This window comes from Thermoactinomyces sp. FSL K6-2592, assembly GCF_038006465.1.
Lineage (GTDB): Bacteria > Bacillota > Bacilli > Thermoactinomycetales > Thermoactinomycetaceae > Thermoactinomyces > Thermoactinomyces vulgaris.
In genome coordinates, this window is record NZ_JBBOVH010000001.1 from 55,461 (window position 1) to 75,599 (window position 20,139).

A 20,139-nucleotide genomic window follows, 5' to 3' on the forward strand; every position below is an offset into this window, starting at 1 on the left:
CCTTTTATGCCAGATTCCATTCTTTATCGATTTTGCACGAGACAAACCACCGCCATGGATGCCATTCCTTCTTCGCGTCCGGTGAAACCCAGCTGCTCCGTGGTGGTGGCTTTCACATTCACCTGAGAGGTTTCCGCTTCCAAAATCTCCGCAATTCTTTGCGTCATTTGAGGAATGTACGGAGCCATCTTCGGTTTCTGGGCAATGATCACGGAATCAAGATTCCCCAATGCGTACCCCTTTTCTTTCACTTGCTTCCAGACCTCTTTTAACAACACCGCACTGTCGGCGTCTTTGTAAGCATCATCCGTATCCGGAAAGATTTTTCCGATATCCCCCATCCCTGCGGCACCCAAAATCGCATCCGTAATGGCATGCAATAAAACATCCGCATCCGAATGGCCCATCAACCCTTTTTCGTATGGAATGGTGATGCCGCCGACAATCAGCGGTCTTCCAACAGCAAACTGGTGAACGTCAAATCCTTGTCCAATGCGAATCATTTCTTCTTTCCCCTCATCTGATAAATCGCTTCTGCCAAATATAAATCATCAGGTGTGGTCAGCTTGATATTTGTATATTCCCCTTGAACCACACGCACATCCACGCCCATTTCTTCCACCAGCATGGAATCATCCGTCGCCACCGTTTCCCGTCCGGCAAAATGCTCATGCGCCGACAACAGGACCTCGCGCCGAAAAGCCTGAGGCGTTTGGACTGCCCACAGGCGCTTCCGGTCCGGGGTGTTTTCAACAATTCCCGCATCATCGACCACTTTGACCGTATCCTTCACCGGCACAGCCAATATGGCGGCTCCGTGCATGCGGGCTTCCTCCAACAAACGGGAAATCGCTTCATGACTGACAAAAGGACGGACCGCATCATGCACCATGACCCAGTCCGTCGAAATCTTCTTCAATCCCAGATAAACACTTTCTTGCCGTTCTTTTCCTCCGGGAACGACATGCGTCACTTTTTGAAGCCCCGCTCCCCTGATCATCTTTTGCGTCCGCCCGATCTCCTTTTGATCAGCGACAACCACCATCTCATCAATTTCGGGAAAAGATTCAAACAAGGCCAAAGTATGTATCAAGATGGGTTGACCGTGAAAGGTTAAAAACTGCTTCGGTTCACGGGCCCCCATTCTTTTTCCCAGTCCTGCGGCAGGAACCACAACTCCGACACTCAAGCACCTGTCTCCTTTCGCTTTGCAACAAAATATGCCCGTCCTTGGTTTAGAATATAAACCAATCACGGGCCTCAAGCAACGGCAATTTCATTTTTTCCTTAAAGATTTAAAAAGCCTACAACGCCTTTTCCAAAAGTTTCGGTTTGGCAAAAATCATCCGACCCGCAGATGTTTGCAACACACTGGTGACCAAAACATCAATCCGTTCCCCGATGTATTCACGCCCGCCTTCAATCACGATCATGGTTCCGTCATCCAAGTATGCCACGCCTTGACCATGTTCTTTCCCGTCTTTAATCACTTGAACATTGATTTCTTCCCCGGGCAACACAACGGGTTTCACGGCATTGGCCAAGTCATTGATGTTGAGCACGCTGACTCCTTGCAACTCACAAACTTTGTTCAAGTTGAAATCATTGGTGACCACTTTCCCCGACAAAACTTTGGCCAATTTGACCAGCTTGCTGTCCACTTCCTGAATTTCTTCAAAGTCGCCTTCATAAATCAGGACATCAACATCCAGCTCTTTTTGGATCTTGTTCAGGATATCCAATCCGCGACGTCCCCGGTTCCGTTTCAGCACATCGGATGAGTCGGCGATATGTTGCAGTTCTTCGAGCACAAAGCTCGGAATCACCAACGTCCCCTCCAAAAAGCCCGTACGGCAAATATCGGCAATGCGTCCGTCAATAATCACGCTGGTGTCCAAAATTTTATGCTCAACATAAGGCTTTTCTTCGTTTTTCTGTTTTCCTTCTTTATTTTGACGCCCAAGCGTAAAAACCGAGATCAGTTCATCCCGCTTTTTGTATCCCACCCTGAATCCAAGATAACCGAACAAACCGGAAAAGATAAAAGGCAACACACGGTTTACGCCCGGTATCGGCAGCTGTGCCAACGGTTGTTGAATTAAAAATGCAACAATCAATCCGAAAATTAAACCAAGAGCCCCGAAAAGTCCATCCGCAGCCGGTATTTTAACCAAACGTTCTTCGCTCCAGCGAATCCACTTCACCACATTATTCGACAACCAAAATGTTGCGACAAACATGATGATCGCTCCAAGAACCGCGCCAATATAATGCGGTCCCGGCACTTCGCCAAAATTCAGAGGAGACTCTTGAAGCAACCCGAAAAACTCAGGACCTAAATAATAGCCAGCGGATGCTCCGACCAAGGTGAAAGCAAGTTCGACAAAACGTTTTAACACGGGGCTTCACCTCCTCCCAAAACGATGCTCGTAATAATCATTATAGACATTCTGCAAAAATGAAAACCTGATATCAAAAATTTTTCTTATGACCTTTTTGTTACAACAGAAAATAGAAACGATTATGAGTCCTTATCGGAAAAGATGCCGTCAATCAACTCCATCGCCTTTTCCTCATTCATGTCTCTTGCCAGCACCAGTTCACTGATCAAAATCTGCCTGGCATTGTCCAACATTTTCCTCTCTCCGGTGGATAATCCTTTTTCTTCATCGCGGAGCATCAGCGAACAGACCACTTCTGCCACTTCATAAATGTCTCCGCTTTTGATTTTGTCCATATTGGCACGATAACGTCGGTTCCAATTGAGTGTATCATGGTTGTCCCTTTGCCTCATTTGTTTCAGCACTTTGTCAACGGTCGACTCATCGACCACTTCGCGCAAACCGATTTTCTCCACATTGCTCATGGGAACCATGACCTTCATATCTCCAATGGGCATCCTCATGACATAGTACTTCTTCCGCTCACCCAAGATCTCCTTCTCTTCAATCGATTCTATGACACCTGCACCATGCATGGGGTATACCACTTTATCGCCAACATTGAACAAAAGATCCACCTCCAGAGGCAATATCTGTTTCCAAGATATCACAAAACTTCAGCACAGTCAATAAAATAAAAATCATTATCTTAGCATACAAAACTGATTATCGTCAATCCCTTTTTCCATTTGTCCTGCTGTTCCGTCTTGTCAAAAAATTGACACTATAATTCCGCTCCCTATATAATAAAACTGACTTCCATTGCGACCACAAGGCTGATGACACAGGTCATCCCCCGAAGTCTTTCTATAAATCTGCCGTCTCTATACGAAAAAAAGAGGTGAAAGGCATGAGCGAAAACCCTTTTTCTTCCTTTCAGGAACAAGTCGATGAATTACTCATCCGGCATCGCAGTTTTTTAGATGTGACATCAAAATTTCAAGAATCCGGCACCCGGATCAACCGGTCTCTCACCAAAGCCGTCACCGAATGCGGATGCATCCGGATCGATGCACAGAAACAACCTTACCCCACCGATGCCCCCCGTGAAGAATGGAAAAATCACTTCAAAACGCATTTATCCGGCAGGTTGTGTGACCAATGCCTGGAAACCGTTCAGACCGAAATCGGAAAAAACCTCTTTTATCTTACTGCTTTATGCAATCTGTTGGAGATCTCCCTCCCCGAAGTGATGGAAAAGGAATCAAAAAAACTCACAACACTCGGAGTATTCAATCTCCGTTAATGATTCAAAGGAAAACAACCCTTTTAAAAAAGGGTTGTTTATTTTTCCTATTTCCACTCTTCAATCGCTTTTTCGCCATCTTCTTCACGTTTTAAACTCACGGCTTTTTTCACACCATACAAAGCATACAAAAACAAGGGAATAAACAGGACTTTTGGCAATTCGCGCGGGTATAACACGGCTGTCGCCGCAATCGCAATCAAAAAAAGCGGGGCCATCCATACGGCAGATTTCGGAATGCCCACCTTTTTAAACGTCGGATATTTGATTTGACTGACCATCAGGAAGGATAAGAAAAGCATGGCCACCATGAGGAAATACGCATTGGGCACATGATTATGATACAAAGCCATGGTCGCAAGAATCCCGCCTGCGGCCGTGATCGGCAATCCGATGAAGTAGCCCGGTTCACCAGGATGTACGTTAAAGCGTGCCAACCTCAAAGCTCCGCAAATGGGGAATATGGCTGTCACCAACCAACCTTCCATCCCCATATGTTGAAATGAAGATACATACATGATGACTGCAGGAGCCACGCCAAATGAAATAACATCCGATAATGAGTCCAACTCTTTTCCAAATTCGCTTTGCGTATTCAGCATACGGGCCACCCGCCCGTCCAAGCCATCCAGAATCATTCCGAAAATCACCATGATCGCCGCATATTCCCACGAATCTTGAAATGCCAAAAGAATTGACACAATCCCGAGTAATAAGTTCCCAACCGTTAAACAACTAGGTAATGCTCTGGCAATCATAAAGGGAACCTCCTAATCAGAAATACCAAAACATCTTTCAAAGTTTTCTAATTTGATGTTCTTTGTAATTTTTTAAAGTGGTTTCATTATAGTCTAGGTTATTTATATATGTCTGTCAATAAATACTTGTTCCTGAATTCGCTTCAATCCTTCTTTGATCATCTTTGCGCGCACACTTCCGATTCCTTCGACCTCATCCAGTTCATCGATGGTTGCCACCATGATTCTCGATAAATTTTCAAAGCGCTCAACTAATTTATAAATCACATGGCTTGGCAGGCGCGGGATTTTATGAAGAATCCGGTATCCGCGCGGCAAAACGGCTTCCTCTTCAATGTTGACGGACGATGGATATCCCAAAATCCGCACCAGGTTGGCGTGTTCCAGCAAATCATCCGACGACAACTTCTGCAACTCTTGGAAAACCACTTCTGGAGAAACACACGGATCAATGCAATAGTCCTCAATCAACAACTTCGCTTCATCTTCCGTGTCAGCCACCAGTTCCTCCAATTGCATACTGACCAGTCGGCCTTCCGTTCCCAATTCATGAATATATGTTTCGATCTCGCGTTTGATTCTGAGCACCATTTCTACCCGTTGCAAAACCAGTGCCACTTCGCTCAAGGTGACCAACTCTTCAAACTCCAGCGCCGTCAGGTTCGTGGTGGTTTGATCCAAAACGGATTTGTATTTCTCCAAGGTTTGGATGGCTTGGTTGGCCTTGGTCAAAATCACTCCCATATCTTTCAGGGCGTAACGAAAGTTACCTTTATACAAAGTGATAATATTTCTGCGCTGGGATATTGAGACCACCAATTTCCCGGTCTGCCTAGCCGTTCGCTGCGCCGTGCGGTGACGGATGCCTGTTTCCGTGGAAGGGATTGCGGAATCAGGAACCAATTGTGCGTTTGCATACAATATCCTTTTCCCGTCGTTACTCAGAATAATCGCTCCGTCCATCTTGGCCAATTCATAAAGATAAGCGGGCGTAAACGGACAATCGATATGAAAACCCCCATCCACAATTTCGCGAACTCCCTCGTCATAGCCGATCACGATCAGAGCCCCTGTTTTAGCCCCCAGGACGTTGTCCAATCCTTCTCTCAAGGGAGTTCCCGGAGCGATCATTTGTAAAATACTACTGCTTCCTTGATGTCTGTCGTTTTTCACACCCTACCCTCCCAACGCCACTTCTAATGCTTCTTCCAACGTTTTGACCCCGATTAGTCCGATCCCGTTCGGAGGCGTCCATCCCTGACAATTTTTCTCGGGGAGAATGACTCTTTTAAAACCCATGTTATGCGCTTCGGCCACGCGTTGTTCAATCCGTGAGACCCCTCTCACTTCCCCGGTCAGTCCCACTTCACCGATAAACAAATCAAACGGCGATACGGCCACGTCCCGAAAACTGGATGCCAGACTGACGGCCACACTGAGATCAACGGCCGGTTCGTCAATGCGTACGCCTCCTACAACGTTGATATAAGCATCATAGTTTTGCAAGAAAAGCCCCAATCTCTTTTCCAAAACCGCCATGATCATCGTAACCCGGTTATAATCGATGCCGGCTGCCATCCGTTTGGGGGTGGCAAAACTCGTCGGAGCCACCAATGCCTGCAATTCGACCAAAACCGGGCGGGTTCCTTCCATACTTGCCGTCACAGCCGTCCCCGGCGCTCCCACCGGACGACCCGACAAAAACAACTCCGAAGGATTTTCGACTTCCGCCAATCCTTCTTCCTTCATTTCAAAAACACCTATTTCATTCGTGGAACCAAAGCGGTTTTTGACCGCACGCAAAACGCGGTATGTGTGATGGCGTTCCCCCTCAAAATATAAAACGCAGTCAACCATGTGTTCAAGCATCCTCGGTCCGGCCAGCGACCCCGACTTGGTCACATGCCCCACGATGATGATCGCAATGTTTTGTTCCTTGGCCCACCGCATCAATTGTCCGGTGCATTCGCGAACCTGAGCGACACTTCCCGGCGCTGAAGCAATATCCGGATGAAACATGGTTTGAATTGAGTCGATCACCATCAATTTCGGCCGCACTTCGTCCATCAACAATTCAACGGCCGTCAAATCCGTTTCGGATACCACCAACAAACGGTCGCTCAAAGCATCCAGCCGGTCAGCACGCAACCGGATCTGTTCCGCGGACTCTTCTCCTGACACGTATAAAACGGACAATCCCCGCCTTGCCAGTTCATGCGTCGCCTGCAAAAGCAGAGTCGACTTTCCGATTCCCGGATCTCCACCCACCAAAACAAAAGAACCCGGCACCAATCCTCCGCCCAATACCCGGTTCAACTCTCTGATCCCGGTGTCAGAACGAGGCTGATCCAGCTTCTCCACTTGCGTAATCGGAATGGCTTTTTCCCGTTTGCTCTTTCTGTGCATTCCGGTACCGGGAACGGTTGAACTTTCGCTGTTGAGCTCTTCCACCATAGTGTTCCATTCATGACAGCCGGGGCACCGGCCCATCCATTTCGGCGTTTCATAGCCGCATTCCTGACAAACAAACTTTGTTTTTTTCTTCGCCATGGCTTTTTCTCCCACTTACAATGAATCATGATCTTCAAACATTATAACAAATCACTCTTTAAAAATTTATGGAGACTTTTTCACCGGCAAAATCTCTTCCTATTAAGGAATTTTTTCCCTATACGGGCAAATTTCAACCTCTTTTTTAAAAAATAGTGATAAACAAAAGCACCCGGCCGCTGATACAGCCGGGTGCCTGTTTCTCGATCATTGGGTTGCAGACCGGGACTCTTCTTTTTCGACAACCAATTTTCCGTCTTTCACATCGATGACCACCGAGTTCCCGCGTGCGACATTGCCGCGCAACAACTCTTCGGACAAACGGTCTTCGATGTTTTTCTGGATGGCCCGGCGCAACGGGCGGGCACCGTAGCTCGGGTCAAATCCTTCTTTCGCCAAGTAACGTTTGGCTTCATCCGTCAACCGGAATTCGATTCCCTGTTCAACCAGGCGTTTGCGCAATTGGTTCACCATCAGGGACACGATCTCTTCCAGATGCTCTTCTTTCAAAGGATGGAAAACAATCACATCGTCGATCCGGTTCAAAAACTCGGGACGGAAAGTTTTCTTCAGCTCTTCCATGACATTTTGCTTCATGTGTTCATAGTCATCTTCCGCTTGATTGCCGCCAACGTTAAATCCGAGGCGTGACGTTTTCTTGATGGTGGATGCCCCCACGTTGGAAGTCATGATGATGATGGTGTTACGAAAATCCACCACCCTGCCTTTTCCGTCCGTCAACCGGCCGTCTTCCAGCACTTGCAACAAGATGTTGAAAACTTCCGGGTGAGCTTTTTCGATTTCGTCAAACAGGACGACCGAATAGGGTTTCCGGCGGACTTTTTCCGTCAATTGTCCTCCTTCTTCATATCCCACGTATCCCGGAGGCGAACCGACAAGACGGCTCGTCGCATGTTTTTCCATATACTCAGACATGTCAATCCGGGTCATCGCATCTTCGTCACCAAACATGGCTTCCGCCAAAGCACGGGCCAATTCGGTTTTTCCGACTCCGGTCGGTCCCAGGAAGATGAAGGAACCGATCGGCCGCTTCGGATCTTTCAATCCTGCACGGGCCCGGCGGATGGCACGGGAAACGGAACGGACCGCTTCCTCTTGTCCGATGACGCGGTTATGCAGGATGGACTCCATATTCAACAAGCGTTCCGATTCTTCTTCCGCCAACTTCTTCACAGGAATTCCCGTCCAGCTTGAAACGACATCGGCAATATCTTCCGCGGTGACTTCGGAATCGGTTTTTCCTTGGTGTTGTTTCCAGGAATTCCGGTTGGTCTCGATTTCCTCACGCAATTTTTGCTCGGTATCCCTCAAAGAAGCCGCTTTTTCAAATTCCTGGCTTTGCACGGCCGCGTCTTTTTCTTTTTTCACTTCTTCCAGCTTTTGTTCCAGTTTTTTCAGTTCCGGCGGCATCATGTAAGATTTCAACCGCACTTTGGATGCCGCTTCATCGATCAGGTCAATCGCTTTATCCGGCAAATACCGGTCCGTAATATAGCGGTCGGATAATCTCACCGCTTGTTCAATCGCTTCATCGGTGATTTTCACCCGGTGATGGGCTTCGTAACGATCCCTCAAACCTTTCAGGATCAACACCGCTTCCTCAGTGCTCGGCTCTTCCACCAAAATCGGTTGGAAACGGCGCTCCAAAGCGGCATCTTTCTCGATGTATTTCCGGTATTCATCCAGGGTTGTCGCACCGATACATTGCAATTCCCCACGGGCAAGCGCCGGTTTCAGGATATTGGATGCGTCAATCGCTCCTTCGGCACCTCCCGCCCCGATCAACGTGTGCAACTCATCAATGAACAAGATGATGTTTCCGGCTTGGCGGATTTCATCCATGATTTTTTTCAACCGGTCTTCGAACTCACCGCGATATTTCGTTCCGGCCACCACCGTTCCCATATCCAGGGTCATAACCCGCTTGTTGCGCAAGGTTTCCGGGATTTCCCCGTCAACAATGCGCTGGGCCAAACCTTCGGCAACCGCCGTTTTTCCGACTCCCGGTTCACCGATCAAAACCGGATTGTTTTTGGTCCGGCGGGACAAGACTTGAATCACCCGCTCAATCTCTTTACTGCGGCCGATCACCGGATCCAGGTTTCCGTCATGCGCAGCGGCCGTCAAGTCGCGGGCCAAGCCGTCCAGTGTGGGTGTATTGACCTGATGATGGGTACTGGAGTGGTTGGAGAAGGTTTCGCTGTTTCCCAAGAGTTGCAAAACCTGCTGGCGGGCTTTGTTCAAGCTCACACCCAAATTGTTGAGAACGCGGGCCGCCACGCCTTCCCCCTCGCGAATCAAACCGAGAAGAATGTGCTCAGTGCCGACATAGGTGTGCCCCAACTTGCGAGCTTCATCCATGGACAATTCGATCACTTTTTTCGCCCGTGGCGTATAAGCAATGTTTACGGGTTGCCCCTGTCCCCGTCCAATCAAATTCTCAACTTCTTTTTGGATTTTTTCCAATCCCAGGCCCAAACCGATCAAGGCCTTGGCTGCAATCCCTTCCCCTTCGCGAACCAATCCAAGCAAAACATGTTCCGTTCCGATGTTGGTATGTCCCAGACGCACGGCTTCTTCCTGAGCAAGGGCGAGAACTTTTTGCGCCCGTTCTGTAAAACGTCCAAACATCATAATCCCTTACACCTCACTTATGCATGGATTTGTCAGGACTTATGTTCCATGGCCAAACGTTCACGAATCAACCGGGCTCTGCGAATGTCCCTTTGTTCGGCATTCAGCCGTTCCCCGGCATACTGTTGCAAAAATCCGGGTTGAATCATCACCATCAATTCATTCATGACACTGGCCGAAACGCCACGGATAAATCCCAAATCAATTCCCAACCGGACATCAGAGAGAAGGCTCATCGCTTCTTTGGAATCAATGATGCGGCAATGGGCCAAAGTCCCGTATGAACGATGGACACGGTCTTCCAGCTGAATCAAAGAAACCTCTTGGAGCCGTCCGCGGGCTGTATGTTCATGTTCAATCATTTGCCGGACAACTCCTTGCAGGTTTTCCAAAATCTCATTCTCATCCAATCCCAGCGTAACCTGATTGGAAACCTGATACAATTGGCCCAAAGCTTCACTGCCCTCTCCGTATATTCCGCGAACCGCAAGCCCGACTTGCGTTATCGCCGGCAACAACCGGTTTAACTGCTGGGTCATGGCCAAAGCCGGCAAGTGAAGCATCACCGAAGCCCGGATTCCCGTCCCGACATTAGTCGGGCAACTGGTCAAATAACCGCACTTTTCATCAAAAGCAAAATTCAAGTGGCTTTCCAACCAATCATCAATCTCATTGGCCAGTTCCCAGGCTTGCTTCATTTGCAATCCGGGGAACAACACCTGAATGCGGATGTGATCTTCTTCATTGATCATGATGCTGACAGATTGGGCTTTATTCAACAAAACGGCGCCATGCCGTGATTCTTCCGCCAACATCGGACTGATCAAATGCTTCTCGACCAACACGCTTTTTTCCAAATCAGACAGGTCCTTCATGCGGATCAATTCAGCACCTGCCAGGAAGGAGTACTTCGACTGATCTTGTTTCAATGCCTGCTCGACTTTGCGAATCACTTCTTCCGCCTGGGATGCGGTGCTCAGCATGGGAAACGGAAATCCGTCCAAATTCCTTGCGACCCTGATCCGGCTGGAGAATACCACATCTGACAGAGGACCTTTCACCCGCATCCATTCACTGATGGCATGGTTCATGAAATGTTCGAGTGACATGGTGTTTCCTCCCTACTTCTTGAGTCGATCCTGCAATTCTCGGATTTGGTCACGCAAACGGGCCGCTTCTTCAAACTCTTCAGCCTGAACTTTTTGCGCCAATTGTTCACGCAGCTGTTCCAATTTTCTCTGCAGTTTTAATTCACCTTTGGCACGGGACGGGATTTTCCCGTTATGCGATGTATGGCCGTGAATCCTTCTCAACAAAGGTTCCAAACGATCCTGGAACGTTTGATAACAATCACCGCATCCAAAGCGGCCGACCTTGCTGAATTGATTATAAGTCAACCCGCATGTGGGACAGCGGAGCAAATTCGTTTCATATCCTGCATGTCCGCCGGAAGAAGAGGAATCAAAATTCAACAGCCCGGACAAAAGTTGATGGAAAGAAAACCCATTGTCAAACCCGGGCATGTGTTCTCCTTTTTCCTGTGCGCAAACTTCACATAAATGAAACTCGGACTTTTCGCCGTTGACAATCTTGGTGTAATGAATCGTTGCCGGCCGTTTACCACACTCGGGACAGAGCATCGGCCGTCACTCTCCTTTGCTGGTTAATAATGTGGTAAGTAAAACTTTCATCATCCTTGACCGCACCGGATCCCGAAGCGGAATCGGCAACTGCAAGGTTTCACGGGAAATCAAACGCTTCATGAGCAAAGCTTCCCGCTTTGTCATCAAATCTTCTTCCATCAATCTGGAAATTACATGTTCCGCCGTCATCTGGGTGACGGCATCCCCGATATATGACAACATTTCATCAAAAATTTCATGACAATTCTTATAACGTACTTTCTGGATGCGGATAAATCCTCCTCCCCCTCTTTTGCTTTCCACGATATACCCTTTCTCCACCGTGAATCGGGTACTGATCACATAATTGATCTGAGAAGGGACGCATTGGAAAATATCCGCCAATTCACTGCGTTTGATCTCAATCACGCCGTCTTCGCTTTCATTGATTATTTTTTTTAAATAGCGTTCAATTATGTCCGAAATACTACTCATTCGGACAACCTCCTGCTGACCTTGACTAACTTTGACCTTCTGATATTCATTATAAGAAAAAAGCTTCCATTTGCCAAGTCCCCTGCATTTATTTTCAGTATTGACCAATTTTTACCTTGACATGTACCGTTTGTTTTTAATCCACGCGAACTGATTTTACACCGTCAAGCTGACGGACTTCCTCCACCAATTGGGGAATGGGGACTTTTTCGTGGATGCGGATGGTAAAAGTGATCTCCAACAGACGGCCCTCATCCTCTTCTTCCTGTTCCTCCATGTGCACCCGCCTTATTTTTCCGCCAAACCGCCCGATCAGCGATGCCAGCTCGCCCAGTTTGCCCGGTTCATCCTCGGCAATGATGTGAAGCAGACAAAGACGTTTCTTTTTGATCCACATGCTTTCCAACCGGTTTAAAAGCTCCAGGCTCACCAAAACCAAAATGGTGGTCAGGACGGCCCCGAAGATAAAACCGGTTCCGACCGCCAGCCCGATGCCTGAGACCACCCACAAAGAAGCCGCCGTCGTCAACCCTGTCACCGATGCACGGTGGCGCATGATCGTTCCCGCTCCCAAAAAACCGATTCCGCTCACCACCTGTGCACTTAACCGGGAAGGATCAAACCGGACATTCTGCTCCGCCATATAATCCGTAAAACCATAGATGGAAATCAGCATAATCAAAGCCGAGCCCACACTGACCAAAATATGTGTGCGAAAGCCTGCAGGATGGTTATGCCGTTCACGTTCCCAACCGACCAACCCTCCCAAAAGTGCCGCCATAAACAAACGAACCGCCACTTCCAGGTAAGAAACCATCCATACACTTTCTCCCATTTTTCACCCTCTTTTCTTTCGTGATAACTCCCGGTACAAAAAGAGATTTCCTTCCTTTTGACTTCATTGTTCCCCGACTTGAAAATCAAAAGGTTGGAAACCTCATCCATCACCTTCACCTGTTCACTTTTTTGTTGCTTCGACCACTTGCTTCAGTTCCGGAAAAGAATGAATGATTGCATCAGCTTCGTCCAGTTCATTTTCTTGACCAAAACAGGGATATCCGGTATAGCGGCATCCAACCGAAAACAGTTGATTCTCCTTGCCGGCTTTGATGTCTGAACTGCGATCTCCGACCATCAAACCGTCCGTCACCCCGTAATCATTTTTTAAAATGCGGACAAGATCCGATTTCTCAGCCGTTTGATACTCTCCTGCTGTATAAATTCCCTTAAACAGAGAAATTAATCCTTTTGTTTCCAAAGCCGTGCGCACGTAATCACCGGCCCCGTTGCTGGCCACAAACAAGGGCCATCCGTCTTCATAAAACTGCATCAAGGTTTCCCTGACCCCGGGAAAAATCTCCCCTTTTCCCTGGCGGAACAATTCTAGCTCTTTTTGCAGCATGAACCGATCCGCTTTTTCTTTGAGGGCACTGTCTGCCCCCGGCAACAAAACCTCCCACAATTCCTGATGCGTCATTCCGAAAACGGATTGAATTTTTTCCTCATCGGGGATGTCTCCTTGAAACTTGCCCGTCGTCTGTAAATGGCGAAAAGTTTCCTGAAATGCGGGAACGGCCACTTTTTCGGTTTGAAATAATGTTCCATCCAAGTCAAAGATGATTGCTTTCATGATTCCCCTTCTTTCCAGTGATGTTCTTTTCATTTTACAAGATCGCAAAAAGGATGTTCGACAGTTTGTTCATTTTTTTTCGTTTATTTTCGTGTAAAGTAAATTTTGAAATGGCTTTTGGAGTGATCCCGTTGACTTATAAACAAATCAAATGGCTCATTTTGACAATCCCCACGATCGCGGTGGGGATCTGGGAATATATACGTCATGAATACCTGTTGCCTTATATCTCCATGGAATTGGGCAACTGGCTCACCCCTCTGATCGTTTTGGGGGTCACATTAACCCTCTTGGTGCATTTATTTGTGATTTATGAAGAAATCCAAGAAGCTCTAAAAAAAGAGCGGGAAGAAAATGCCGTTTTACAGGAACGGGAGCGAATCGCCCGCGAATTGCATGACGGCATGGCACAAACGTTGTTTTTGTGTTCGGTGGAACTGGAATCCCTGCGGGAAAAACACCCCGATCCTTCATTAAACCGGGTTCATCAACACTTGCAACAATTGCACGATGATGTCCGTCAAGCGATCGCCAGTTTAAAAAATCCGGAACACCCCGCTCCTTTTCTTTTAAAGGACAAATTGATGCATTTGTTCCGCGAATTTGAAATCGATACCGGGGTCCGCATTTCAGCCCGTTTCGAAATGGAAACCGGATCCCTTCTCACCAAAGAAAAAGTGGAACTGTATGCCTGTATACAGGAAGCCTTGACCAACGTCCGAAAACATGCCCGGGCCACTTGGGTCCAAGTCTCTTTCGAACCGTTCCGCCAAGGATGGCGATGCACGGTGGAAGACAACGGAATCGGGTTTGAAGGCGATGTGTTTTCCTACCCGGACCGATACGGGATGCGCATCATGCAAGAACGGGTAAAAAGCATCGGCGCCGGACTTCAATTAACACGACAGGACGGAAAAACCATTCTGACCATCCAAAAAGGGAGGGAAAACGAGTGAATCCCCTTTATCGCATTGTCATTGGAGATGATCATGAACACGCGCGCCAAGCCATGCGTTTGATTATCAAAAGAGATTCCCGGTTTCAAATCGTGGGCGAAGCAGCCGACGGAAAGGAAGTGATCGAACTCGCCGAATCCGCCCGTCCCGATCTTATCTTAATGGATATCAACATGCCAAAGATCAACGGCCTGACCGCCACCCGCATCATCAAAGAACAGTTCCCGTCCGTAAAAATTGTCATCGTCACGGTTTCCGATGATGCTTCCGATCTGTTTGACGCTTTAAAACAGGGGGCTCAGGGGTATCTGCTGAAAAACCTGAAGCCTTCCTTGTGGCTGGAATATTTACAAGCCGTTGCCGCAGACGAAACCCCCATGCCCAAAGAAATTGCCCGCCGGATTTTGCATGAATTCCATACCACCCCCGTTCCTTCCAAACAATCCAATCTGACCCAACGGGAACAAGAAATTTTAACATGGGTGGCCCAGGGTTACAGCAATAAAGAAATCGCACGCCAGTGCCTGATATCGGAATACACCGTCAAAAACCATCTGAAAAATATTATGCAGAAACTCCACTTGAATAATCGAGTTCAATTGACCCGTTATGCCTATGAACAAGGATGGATGGAAGGGAACGACCGGGGAGAGAATAGCTCCAAAGAGGGATAGTCATTCCTGCCGCTTTTGCTACAATGAGCATGATACAGACCGGAAGTTACGGAAGGAGTCCGCCATCATGAAGCGTAATTTATTCTTTTTTCATTTGGTTCTCTTTATCCTGGTTGCCGCCGGATGCGGACAGTTAAAACCCGAAACCAAGGAACAGCAAAACCTGCAAACACCGGCCCAGCTGAATATCACTTTCCAATCATCCCCGGACCATCCCGAAAAGAATCAGCCGGTTGAGTTAAGTTCCGTGATTACGGCCGAAAACAAACCGTTTCCGGATGCCAATGTCGAATTTGAAGTCTGGAAACAAGGGAAAGAACATCAAACGTTCAAAGCAACCCATCAGGCCGACGGAACATATACCGCAGTACAGAAATTCCCTGAGGACGGGGAGTATCACGTGGTGGTCCATGTCACCGCCCCCGGCATCCACCAGATGACCAGTGGTTCGTTTACCGTCGGATCCGTCCAAAATGACTCCCACGCGCACCATGATTCCGGGGTGCAAATGCATCTGACGGTCCCGGACAACATTCAGGACGGGCAAGCCATTGAAGCATCGGCACACATTCAACTGAATCAAAAAGCTTTAAGTGGTGCCGATGTCCGGTTGGAGGTCTGGAAACAAGGCAACGAACAACATAAGTTTGTCGAGGCCTCCGAAAAGAAACCCGGTGAGTACACCGCCTCCTTGTCCTTTCCGGAAAAAGGAACATATCATTTGAAATTGCATGTGGAAAAAGAAAAGATTCACGATCACCAGGAAAAAACCGTTACCGTGCAGTAAAAAAAGGAGCCCGGATCCGGAGCTCCTTTTTTGGTCACGTCAATCCCATTTGGCCGATTTGATACATCATAAAGCCGATAAATACGGCCAGCCCCACGTAGACGGTGCCGTAAATCCACCGCAACTTCGGAGGCACGCTGTAATACTTCTCATCCTGTTTAATACCTCCCACACGAAGAGGCGTATAAGTCCCTTTTAACTTCATTTTCACTTCCGGATCTTCCGGAGAAGGGGGAATCGTCTGTACCAACGTCATCTCATGGATTTGTCCCATCATTTCAAACTGGAGGATCGTCCCAAGCCCGGGATAACCCACTTCCGCCATTTCTCTCTGGTCTTGGATGAAACAATATTGGCGAAACGGCAAAGAACGTTGGTGATATTCACCCGGGATCCACAACCCGGCTTCATCAAAACGCTCCTTTTTCACCCTGGCTTCAATCACAAACTCTCTTTTTTTCGGCTTCTTCTTCCGGTATGCCCCCCATAAATCAATCAAAAACATAATGTAAATAATCAACAGCAAAATACTTTTCAAATATATGATCAAAAAAAGCCCCACAATCAAACCGACCACCCACAGCCAACGGGTAATCGCCACGACAATCCTTCCGCCATCCAAAGGATGAATGGGGATCAGGTTAAACAAATTTAAAAACAAGCCGATATAGGCGATGGCGATCAAAAGATCCTGATCAAGCCAAACTCCCAAACCGTAGGAAACAACCGCCCCCAACGTGCCCAAAAGAGGACCGCCCAAAGCGACAAAGGCTTCCGTCGCCGCATCGCTCGGCTGCTTCTTCATGGTGATCAACGCACCCACAAACGGAATAAAGGCCGGTGCCGACACAGGCAATCCCTTGATCTTTGCCGCCCAAACATGTCCCATTTCATGGATGAAAATCATCAAAACCAAACCGATGGCAAATTGATAAGGAAAAAGCAGCGCATATCCTCCGACGGAAATCGCCATGGTGATCAATGTGCCGCCAAACTTTCCAAATTTCAACAAGGGCAAGATCGATTTCAACTTGGTTCCGATGCTGACCAAAAAAAGTCCGAGCCAACCCAAATTTCTTCGATTTTTCTGATTGGACTGTTCCTGCTCCACTCACAGAGCCTCCTTAACCCGTCTTTTACTATATCTTTCACCGGTTAAATCCGGTCTCATTCCCATATCTTTAAGCATATAAAACAATTCCCCTTACAATATACCATGAAACCCGTTCATCAAACAGCCTCGACATTGACAGCATTGTATACAATTTTGCCGCAATTCCCCTGACAACCCATGAAAAAGGCTGTTGACCTACCGGGGTTGTCAACAGCCTTTTTGGGTGTCACCTTTTTTCAACCTGAATATCCAAAGGCAGAGGATCTTTCTCGATTTTATCCAATTGCATTTCCAATTTCGGGGTCCGGACGATGATCGGAACGCCGGCTTTTTCATCATCCCCTCCAACCGCCCAAACGACCGCGCTGATCACAGCGACCACCAGGATGAACGGAATCAAGAGTTTACTTATTGGCTTCTTCATCTTCCGGTTTTGCCTCCTTATTTTGTGGTGTGGCCTGCATTTGTTGGGCTTTTTTAATCGCATCCTGATACAAAGACTGGTTCGGATCCAACTGGTATGCGCGTTCAAAAGCTTTCAGCGCTCCTTCTTTGTCTCCCAGCCCCATGCAGGTGATTCCCAGTTGATAGTGGTAGAGAGGATTTTTCGGATCATATTTGGCGGCTTTTTCCGCTGTCTGATTGGCGGAGATGAAATATCCGTACAAATAGTAAGCCATGGAACGGTAATATTGCGCTCTCGGATATTTGGATTCTTCATCCACTGCATCATTGAAAGCCCGGAAAGCAGATTTGGAGTAGCTGGCAAGTTCTTTTTTCTTCTCTTCGGCGTTCATGTTTTTGTCTTGATAAACTTGTTCCCATTTTTTCAAATAAAGGACACCCAGCGTCACATAATATTCTTCTTTTTTGCTGCTGGCCAATTTGGCCGCTTTTTTGGCTTGTTCGATCGCTTCATCAATCTTTCCCTGTTTGAAAAGATAAACCGCCAGGTCATGTTGGTAACGTGCATTTTTCTTTTTCAAATAGGTGGCAAACTTCAGGGATTGGACTGCTTGATCATAATCCCCCATGGCCCCGTAAATTTTCCCTTGATGGTAATAAACTTCTGCTTCTTCACTGGTCAGGGAAACCGCCTGATCCGATGCTTCCTTGGCCAGTTCATAATCCTTCAGATAATAAGCGTACACCGACAAGGCATCTTGTAACTCATAATCTTTCGGGAATTTATCCGTTGCCGCTTTTAAAATCTGCAATCCGGTTTGATAATCTTCTTTCAATCCGTATAAGTTCGCCAAATGCAAGAAATACTCTTTTTGTTCCAAATCGGCGCTTAACGCCTTGCGCCCCAGGAGAATGGCCTGATCCAATTGCTTTTGGTCATAAGCTTGTGTCGATTGGCGGAAGTAATTGAACGCTTCTTGCGGATTTTCTTCCACGGTCGGATCAATCACCCCGGCCAACGTTTCCCGGGTGTTGTCGGCAAACATTTGGATCACCACAAAAGCCAACACAACGGCCGCTGCCACCAACCCGAACCGCTTCCATCCTTTCCGGCTTTTGGCCGGTTCTTTTTTCTCTTTCTTGGCGCTTTTCGCCTTCTCTTTTTTATCGGATGCAGCCGGCTTTTTCATTTTCCCTTTCTCTTCCGCCGGTTTCTCCTCCTGATCATCCGCAACCGGTTTTTCATCCAAGGCTTTTGGTTTTTTCTCTTCATATTGATAGGCCCATTTCCAGAAATCATGGATGCGCGGACGCTTAATGGCGTCATTGGATAATGACCGCAACAGCAGCCCTTCCAATTGCAATGGCAAATCCGAACGGGAGGAACGAATGGAATCGATCTGCGTGGTTTTGTCGTCAATCCGCTCTTTGGTCAGCATAAAATAAAGTAACTGACCCAATTTCTTCACATCTTCGGTCTCTTGGCGGTAGTGACTGAACAAACGGTTGGGGCCCCCGTACAAAAAGCGGAGATGGCCGTCCGATTGCAACACCATGTTTTGCGGGTCGACCAGGGCAAATTGCTCATCGTCATAACATTGTAACAGATGGCTGGTGATGTTTTTCAACAAGTTGGCCACTTCCGCCATGGGAAGAGGAGCGGAACGCATCAAATAAACCCCCAGCAAGTCCCCCTCCATACGCTCAAACACCTGATACAGGATCCCGTCTTCGATGAACACATCCTGGACCGGGAAAAACACTTCGCTGTTTCGCTTTTTTAACTCTTCCAACTCGTGCTCTTCCGGCTGGTTTTTCAGCTTTACGGCATGAATAAACCGGGTGGTGCCTTCTTCTGCCTCTTTTTTTACGGACGTAAAATACAAAACCCCTTCCACAAAAGGGAATACACTTAAAACTTCATAACTTCCCCGAATTCGTTCACCTTTCTGTTTAAACTCACTCATTTTTCTCCTCCAACCTTTTTTTCTAAACGTTCTGCCATCCAATCCAAGAAGTCGGCAATCTCTTCGATATGAGGTCGTTTATGGATATCAAAAGAGATCGATCGCTGCACAAATTCATCCAGTTCAGCCGGGCAGTCTCGACGGTATTGAGAAACAGAGGGAATTGTGAGTCCTTGTGCCATGGGATTCTTTCCAGTCAACATCTGATATAACAATGCGCCAACGGTGTACGTATCATAAATCCGGTCCGCGCTGGTGTTTCCCGAAACAGATCCTGCAAATCCTTTGGGCAATTCTCCTTTATTTCCCCCATATAAAAACCGCAAAGACCGGCCTGATGTCAGCACCATATTTTGCGGATGGACAAGTGTGAACTGGCCTATTTCATAAAGCCGGAGCAAATGCTGTATGACTTTGCGGCCTAAATTTACGGTTTCTTTCAAAGACAATGGTGCATGCGTTCCCAGATAATGTGCCAGAAGTGTTCCTTCCAAGCGCCGGAAAACCTGGAAAAGCAACCCTTTTGTTTCATCGGAAAAAACCTCACGGATTGGGAAAAACACATGTTCATCCCGATGAAGAAGTGACTTCGGATCAAAATCAGCATTCACCAATTGAAGGTCAAGGGCATGAACAAACCGGGTATGTACCTCATCCTGACCACAATGATATTCCGTATAGTATAATGTGCCAATCACAAATGGAAAACCTTTTAATACACGGTATCTTTCTTTAATCCATTCACCCTCTTGCACTTTCCTCAATCATTCATTCCCTCCTTCCCTCTGATCCGTTCTGCTTGCCCATCTGCCTTGCACTCGAATTATTTTCTACGCTTC

General features: G+C 47.5%; 21 protein-coding genes. 4 read left to right on the top strand and 17 right to left on the bottom strand.

Annotation, left to right across the window (positions count from 1 at the left end):
- Positions 1-23: 23 nt before the first annotated feature.
- From ispF to NYE37_RS00395, 4 genes are all read right to left on the bottom strand, one after another.
- A complete protein-coding gene (gene ispF / locus NYE37_RS00380) occupies positions 24-503 on the bottom strand; it encodes a 2-C-methyl-D-erythritol 2,4-cyclodiphosphate synthase (RefSeq protein WP_037996998.1) in 480 nt (159 codons plus the stop codon).
- Entirely contained in the window at positions 500-1,189 is a 690-nt protein-coding gene (gene ispD / locus NYE37_RS00385; RefSeq protein ID WP_037996996.1) for a 2-C-methyl-D-erythritol 4-phosphate cytidylyltransferase, read from the bottom strand. Before ispD ends, ispF begins: the two co-directional genes overlap by 4 nt.
- Before the next feature lie 115 nt (positions 1,190-1,304).
- Positions 1,305-2,399 (bottom strand): PIN/TRAM domain-containing protein, encoded by a 1,095-nt coding sequence (locus NYE37_RS00390; RefSeq protein ID WP_037996994.1) that lies wholly within the window; start codon positions 2,397-2,399, stop codon positions 1,305-1,307.
- 122 nt (positions 2,400-2,521) lie between these two features.
- A complete protein-coding gene (locus NYE37_RS00395; RefSeq protein WP_231564634.1) occupies positions 2,522-3,019 on the bottom strand; it encodes a CarD family transcriptional regulator in 498 nt (165 codons plus the stop codon).
- A 272-nt stretch (positions 3,020-3,291) separates the two neighbouring features.
- Between NYE37_RS00395 and NYE37_RS00400 the strand changes: the two genes are divergently transcribed.
- Positions 3,292-3,687 (top strand): hypothetical protein, encoded by a 396-nt coding sequence (locus NYE37_RS00400; protein ID WP_037996988.1) that lies wholly within the window; start codon positions 3,292-3,294, stop codon positions 3,685-3,687.
- A 47-nt stretch (positions 3,688-3,734) separates the two neighbouring features.
- Here NYE37_RS00400 and pssA read toward each other — a convergent pair whose 3' ends face one another.
- From pssA to NYE37_RS00445, 9 genes are all read right to left on the bottom strand, one after another.
- On the bottom strand, positions 3,735-4,445 hold the full coding sequence (pssA, locus tag NYE37_RS00405; RefSeq protein WP_037996982.1) for a CDP-diacylglycerol--serine O-phosphatidyltransferase: 711 nt from the start codon (positions 4,443-4,445) through the stop codon (positions 3,735-3,737).
- A 102-nt stretch (positions 4,446-4,547) separates the two neighbouring features.
- Positions 4,548-5,576, bottom strand: a complete 1,029-nt coding sequence (gene disA / locus NYE37_RS00410; protein WP_049720835.1) for a DNA integrity scanning diadenylate cyclase DisA — start codon at positions 5,574-5,576, stop codon at positions 4,548-4,550.
- A 45-nt stretch (positions 5,577-5,621) separates the two neighbouring features.
- Positions 5,622-6,995, bottom strand: a complete 1,374-nt coding sequence (gene radA / locus NYE37_RS00415; RefSeq protein ID WP_037996979.1) for a DNA repair protein RadA — start codon at positions 6,993-6,995, stop codon at positions 5,622-5,624.
- A 207-nt stretch (positions 6,996-7,202) separates the two neighbouring features.
- The gene (locus tag NYE37_RS00420) at positions 7,203-9,650 is read right to left on the bottom strand and encodes an ATP-dependent Clp protease ATP-binding subunit (RefSeq protein ID WP_049720819.1); all 2,448 of its coding nucleotides are present in this window, start codon (positions 9,648-9,650) and stop codon (positions 7,203-7,205) included.
- Positions 9,651-9,682: 32 nt separating this feature from the next.
- The gene (locus NYE37_RS00425) at positions 9,683-10,759 is read right to left on the bottom strand and encodes a protein arginine kinase (protein ID WP_037996974.1); all 1,077 of its coding nucleotides are present in this window, start codon (positions 10,757-10,759) and stop codon (positions 9,683-9,685) included.
- A gap of 12 nt (positions 10,760-10,771) precedes the next feature.
- The gene (locus tag NYE37_RS00430) at positions 10,772-11,290 is read right to left on the bottom strand and encodes a UvrB/UvrC motif-containing protein (RefSeq protein ID WP_049720818.1); all 519 of its coding nucleotides are present in this window, start codon (positions 11,288-11,290) and stop codon (positions 10,772-10,774) included.
- 6 nt (positions 11,291-11,296) lie between these two features.
- The gene (locus NYE37_RS00435; RefSeq protein ID WP_049720817.1) at positions 11,297-11,767 is read right to left on the bottom strand and encodes a CtsR family transcriptional regulator; all 471 of its coding nucleotides are present in this window, start codon (positions 11,765-11,767) and stop codon (positions 11,297-11,299) included.
- A gap of 136 nt (positions 11,768-11,903) precedes the next feature.
- Positions 11,904-12,602 (bottom strand): MgtC/SapB family protein, encoded by a 699-nt coding sequence (locus tag NYE37_RS00440; RefSeq protein WP_037996966.1) that lies wholly within the window; start codon positions 12,600-12,602, stop codon positions 11,904-11,906.
- Between the two features lie 123 nt (positions 12,603-12,725).
- Positions 12,726-13,397: an HAD family hydrolase gene (locus NYE37_RS00445; protein WP_340711709.1), complete on the bottom strand. Its 672-nt coding sequence runs from the start codon at positions 13,395-13,397 to the stop codon at positions 12,726-12,728.
- A 131-nt stretch (positions 13,398-13,528) separates the two neighbouring features.
- On the opposite strand from NYE37_RS00445, the gene NYE37_RS00450 reads away from it, so the two are divergent.
- The 3 genes from NYE37_RS00450 (at position 13,529) to NYE37_RS00460 (ending at position 15,814) form a co-directional block, all read left to right on the top strand.
- Positions 13,529-14,353, top strand: a complete 825-nt coding sequence (locus tag NYE37_RS00450) for a sensor histidine kinase (RefSeq protein ID WP_037997069.1) — start codon at positions 13,529-13,531, stop codon at positions 14,351-14,353.
- On the top strand, positions 14,350-15,027 hold the full coding sequence (locus NYE37_RS00455; protein WP_037996963.1) for a response regulator: 678 nt from the start codon (positions 14,350-14,352) through the stop codon (positions 15,025-15,027). The genes NYE37_RS00450 and NYE37_RS00455 overlap by 4 nt, the downstream gene beginning before the upstream one ends.
- A 67-nt stretch (positions 15,028-15,094) precedes the next feature.
- Positions 15,095-15,814 carry a FixH family protein gene (locus NYE37_RS00460; protein WP_340711710.1) on the top strand — a complete coding sequence of 240 codons (720 nt, stop codon included), beginning with the start codon at positions 15,095-15,097 and terminating at the stop codon, positions 15,812-15,814.
- Between the two features lie 34 nt (positions 15,815-15,848).
- Here NYE37_RS00460 and NYE37_RS00465 read toward each other — a convergent pair whose 3' ends face one another.
- The 4 genes from NYE37_RS00465 to NYE37_RS00480 all read right to left on the bottom strand — a co-directional run bounded on the left by NYE37_RS00465 (position 15,849) and on the right by NYE37_RS00480 (position 20,064).
- Positions 15,849-16,925, bottom strand: a complete 1,077-nt coding sequence (locus tag NYE37_RS00465) for a site-2 protease family protein (protein WP_037996957.1) — start codon at positions 16,923-16,925, stop codon at positions 15,849-15,851.
- A gap of 229 nt (positions 16,926-17,154) precedes the next feature.
- On the bottom strand, positions 17,155-17,352 hold the full coding sequence (locus NYE37_RS00470) for a hypothetical protein (protein ID WP_037996955.1): 198 nt from the start codon (positions 17,350-17,352) through the stop codon (positions 17,155-17,157).
- Complete coding sequence (locus NYE37_RS00475; protein WP_049720815.1) at positions 17,333-19,300, bottom strand: tetratricopeptide repeat protein; 1,968 nt, start codon at positions 19,298-19,300, stop codon at positions 17,333-17,335. The genes NYE37_RS00470 and NYE37_RS00475 overlap by 20 nt, the downstream gene beginning before the upstream one ends.
- Positions 19,297-20,064, bottom strand: a complete 768-nt coding sequence (locus NYE37_RS00480) for a hypothetical protein (RefSeq protein ID WP_049720814.1) — start codon at positions 20,062-20,064, stop codon at positions 19,297-19,299. The genes NYE37_RS00475 and NYE37_RS00480 overlap by 4 nt, the downstream gene beginning before the upstream one ends.
- Positions 20,065-20,139 lie beyond the last annotated feature (75 nt).

Bases quoted from the DNA above. Each gene is read 5' to 3' on its own strand.
- ispF (WP_037996998.1), bottom strand. From the start codon at position 503: ATGATTCGCATTGGACAAGGATTTGACGTTCACCAGTTTGCTGTTGGA.
- NYE37_RS00400 (WP_037996988.1), top strand. From the start codon at position 3,292: ATGAGCGAAAACCCTTTTTCTTCCTTTCAGGAACAAGTCGATGAATTA.
- pssA (WP_037996982.1), bottom strand. From the start codon at position 4,445: ATGATTGCCAGAGCATTACCTAGTTGTTTAACGGTTGGGAACTTATTA.
- disA (WP_049720835.1), bottom strand. From the start codon at position 5,576: ATGATCGCTCCGGGAACTCCCTTGAGAGAAGGATTGGACAACGTCCTG.
- radA (WP_037996979.1), bottom strand. From the start codon at position 6,995: ATGGCGAAGAAAAAAACAAAGTTTGTTTGTCAGGAATGCGGCTATGAA.
- NYE37_RS00420 (WP_049720819.1), bottom strand. From the start codon at position 9,650: ATGATGTTTGGACGTTTTACAGAACGGGCGCAAAAAGTTCTCGCCCTT.
- NYE37_RS00425 (WP_037996974.1), bottom strand. From the start codon at position 10,759: ATGTCACTCGAACATTTCATGAACCATGCCATCAGTGAATGGATGCGG.
- NYE37_RS00430 (WP_049720818.1), bottom strand. From the start codon at position 11,290: ATGCTCTGTCCCGAGTGTGGTAAACGGCCGGCAACGATTCATTACACC.
- NYE37_RS00435 (WP_049720817.1), bottom strand. From the start codon at position 11,767: ATGAGTAGTATTTCGGACATAATTGAACGCTATTTAAAAAAAATAATC.
- NYE37_RS00440 (WP_037996966.1), bottom strand. From the start codon at position 12,602: ATGGGAGAAAGTGTATGGATGGTTTCTTACCTGGAAGTGGCGGTTCGT.
- NYE37_RS00445 (WP_340711709.1), bottom strand. From the start codon at position 13,397: ATGAAAGCAATCATCTTTGACTTGGATGGAACATTATTTCAAACCGAA.
- NYE37_RS00460 (WP_340711710.1), top strand. From the start codon at position 15,095: ATGAAGCGTAATTTATTCTTTTTTCATTTGGTTCTCTTTATCCTGGTT.
- NYE37_RS00470 (WP_037996955.1), bottom strand. From the start codon at position 17,352: ATGAAGAAGCCAATAAGTAAACTCTTGATTCCGTTCATCCTGGTGGTC.
- NYE37_RS00475 (WP_049720815.1), bottom strand. From the start codon at position 19,300: ATGAGTGAGTTTAAACAGAAAGGTGAACGAATTCGGGGAAGTTATGAA.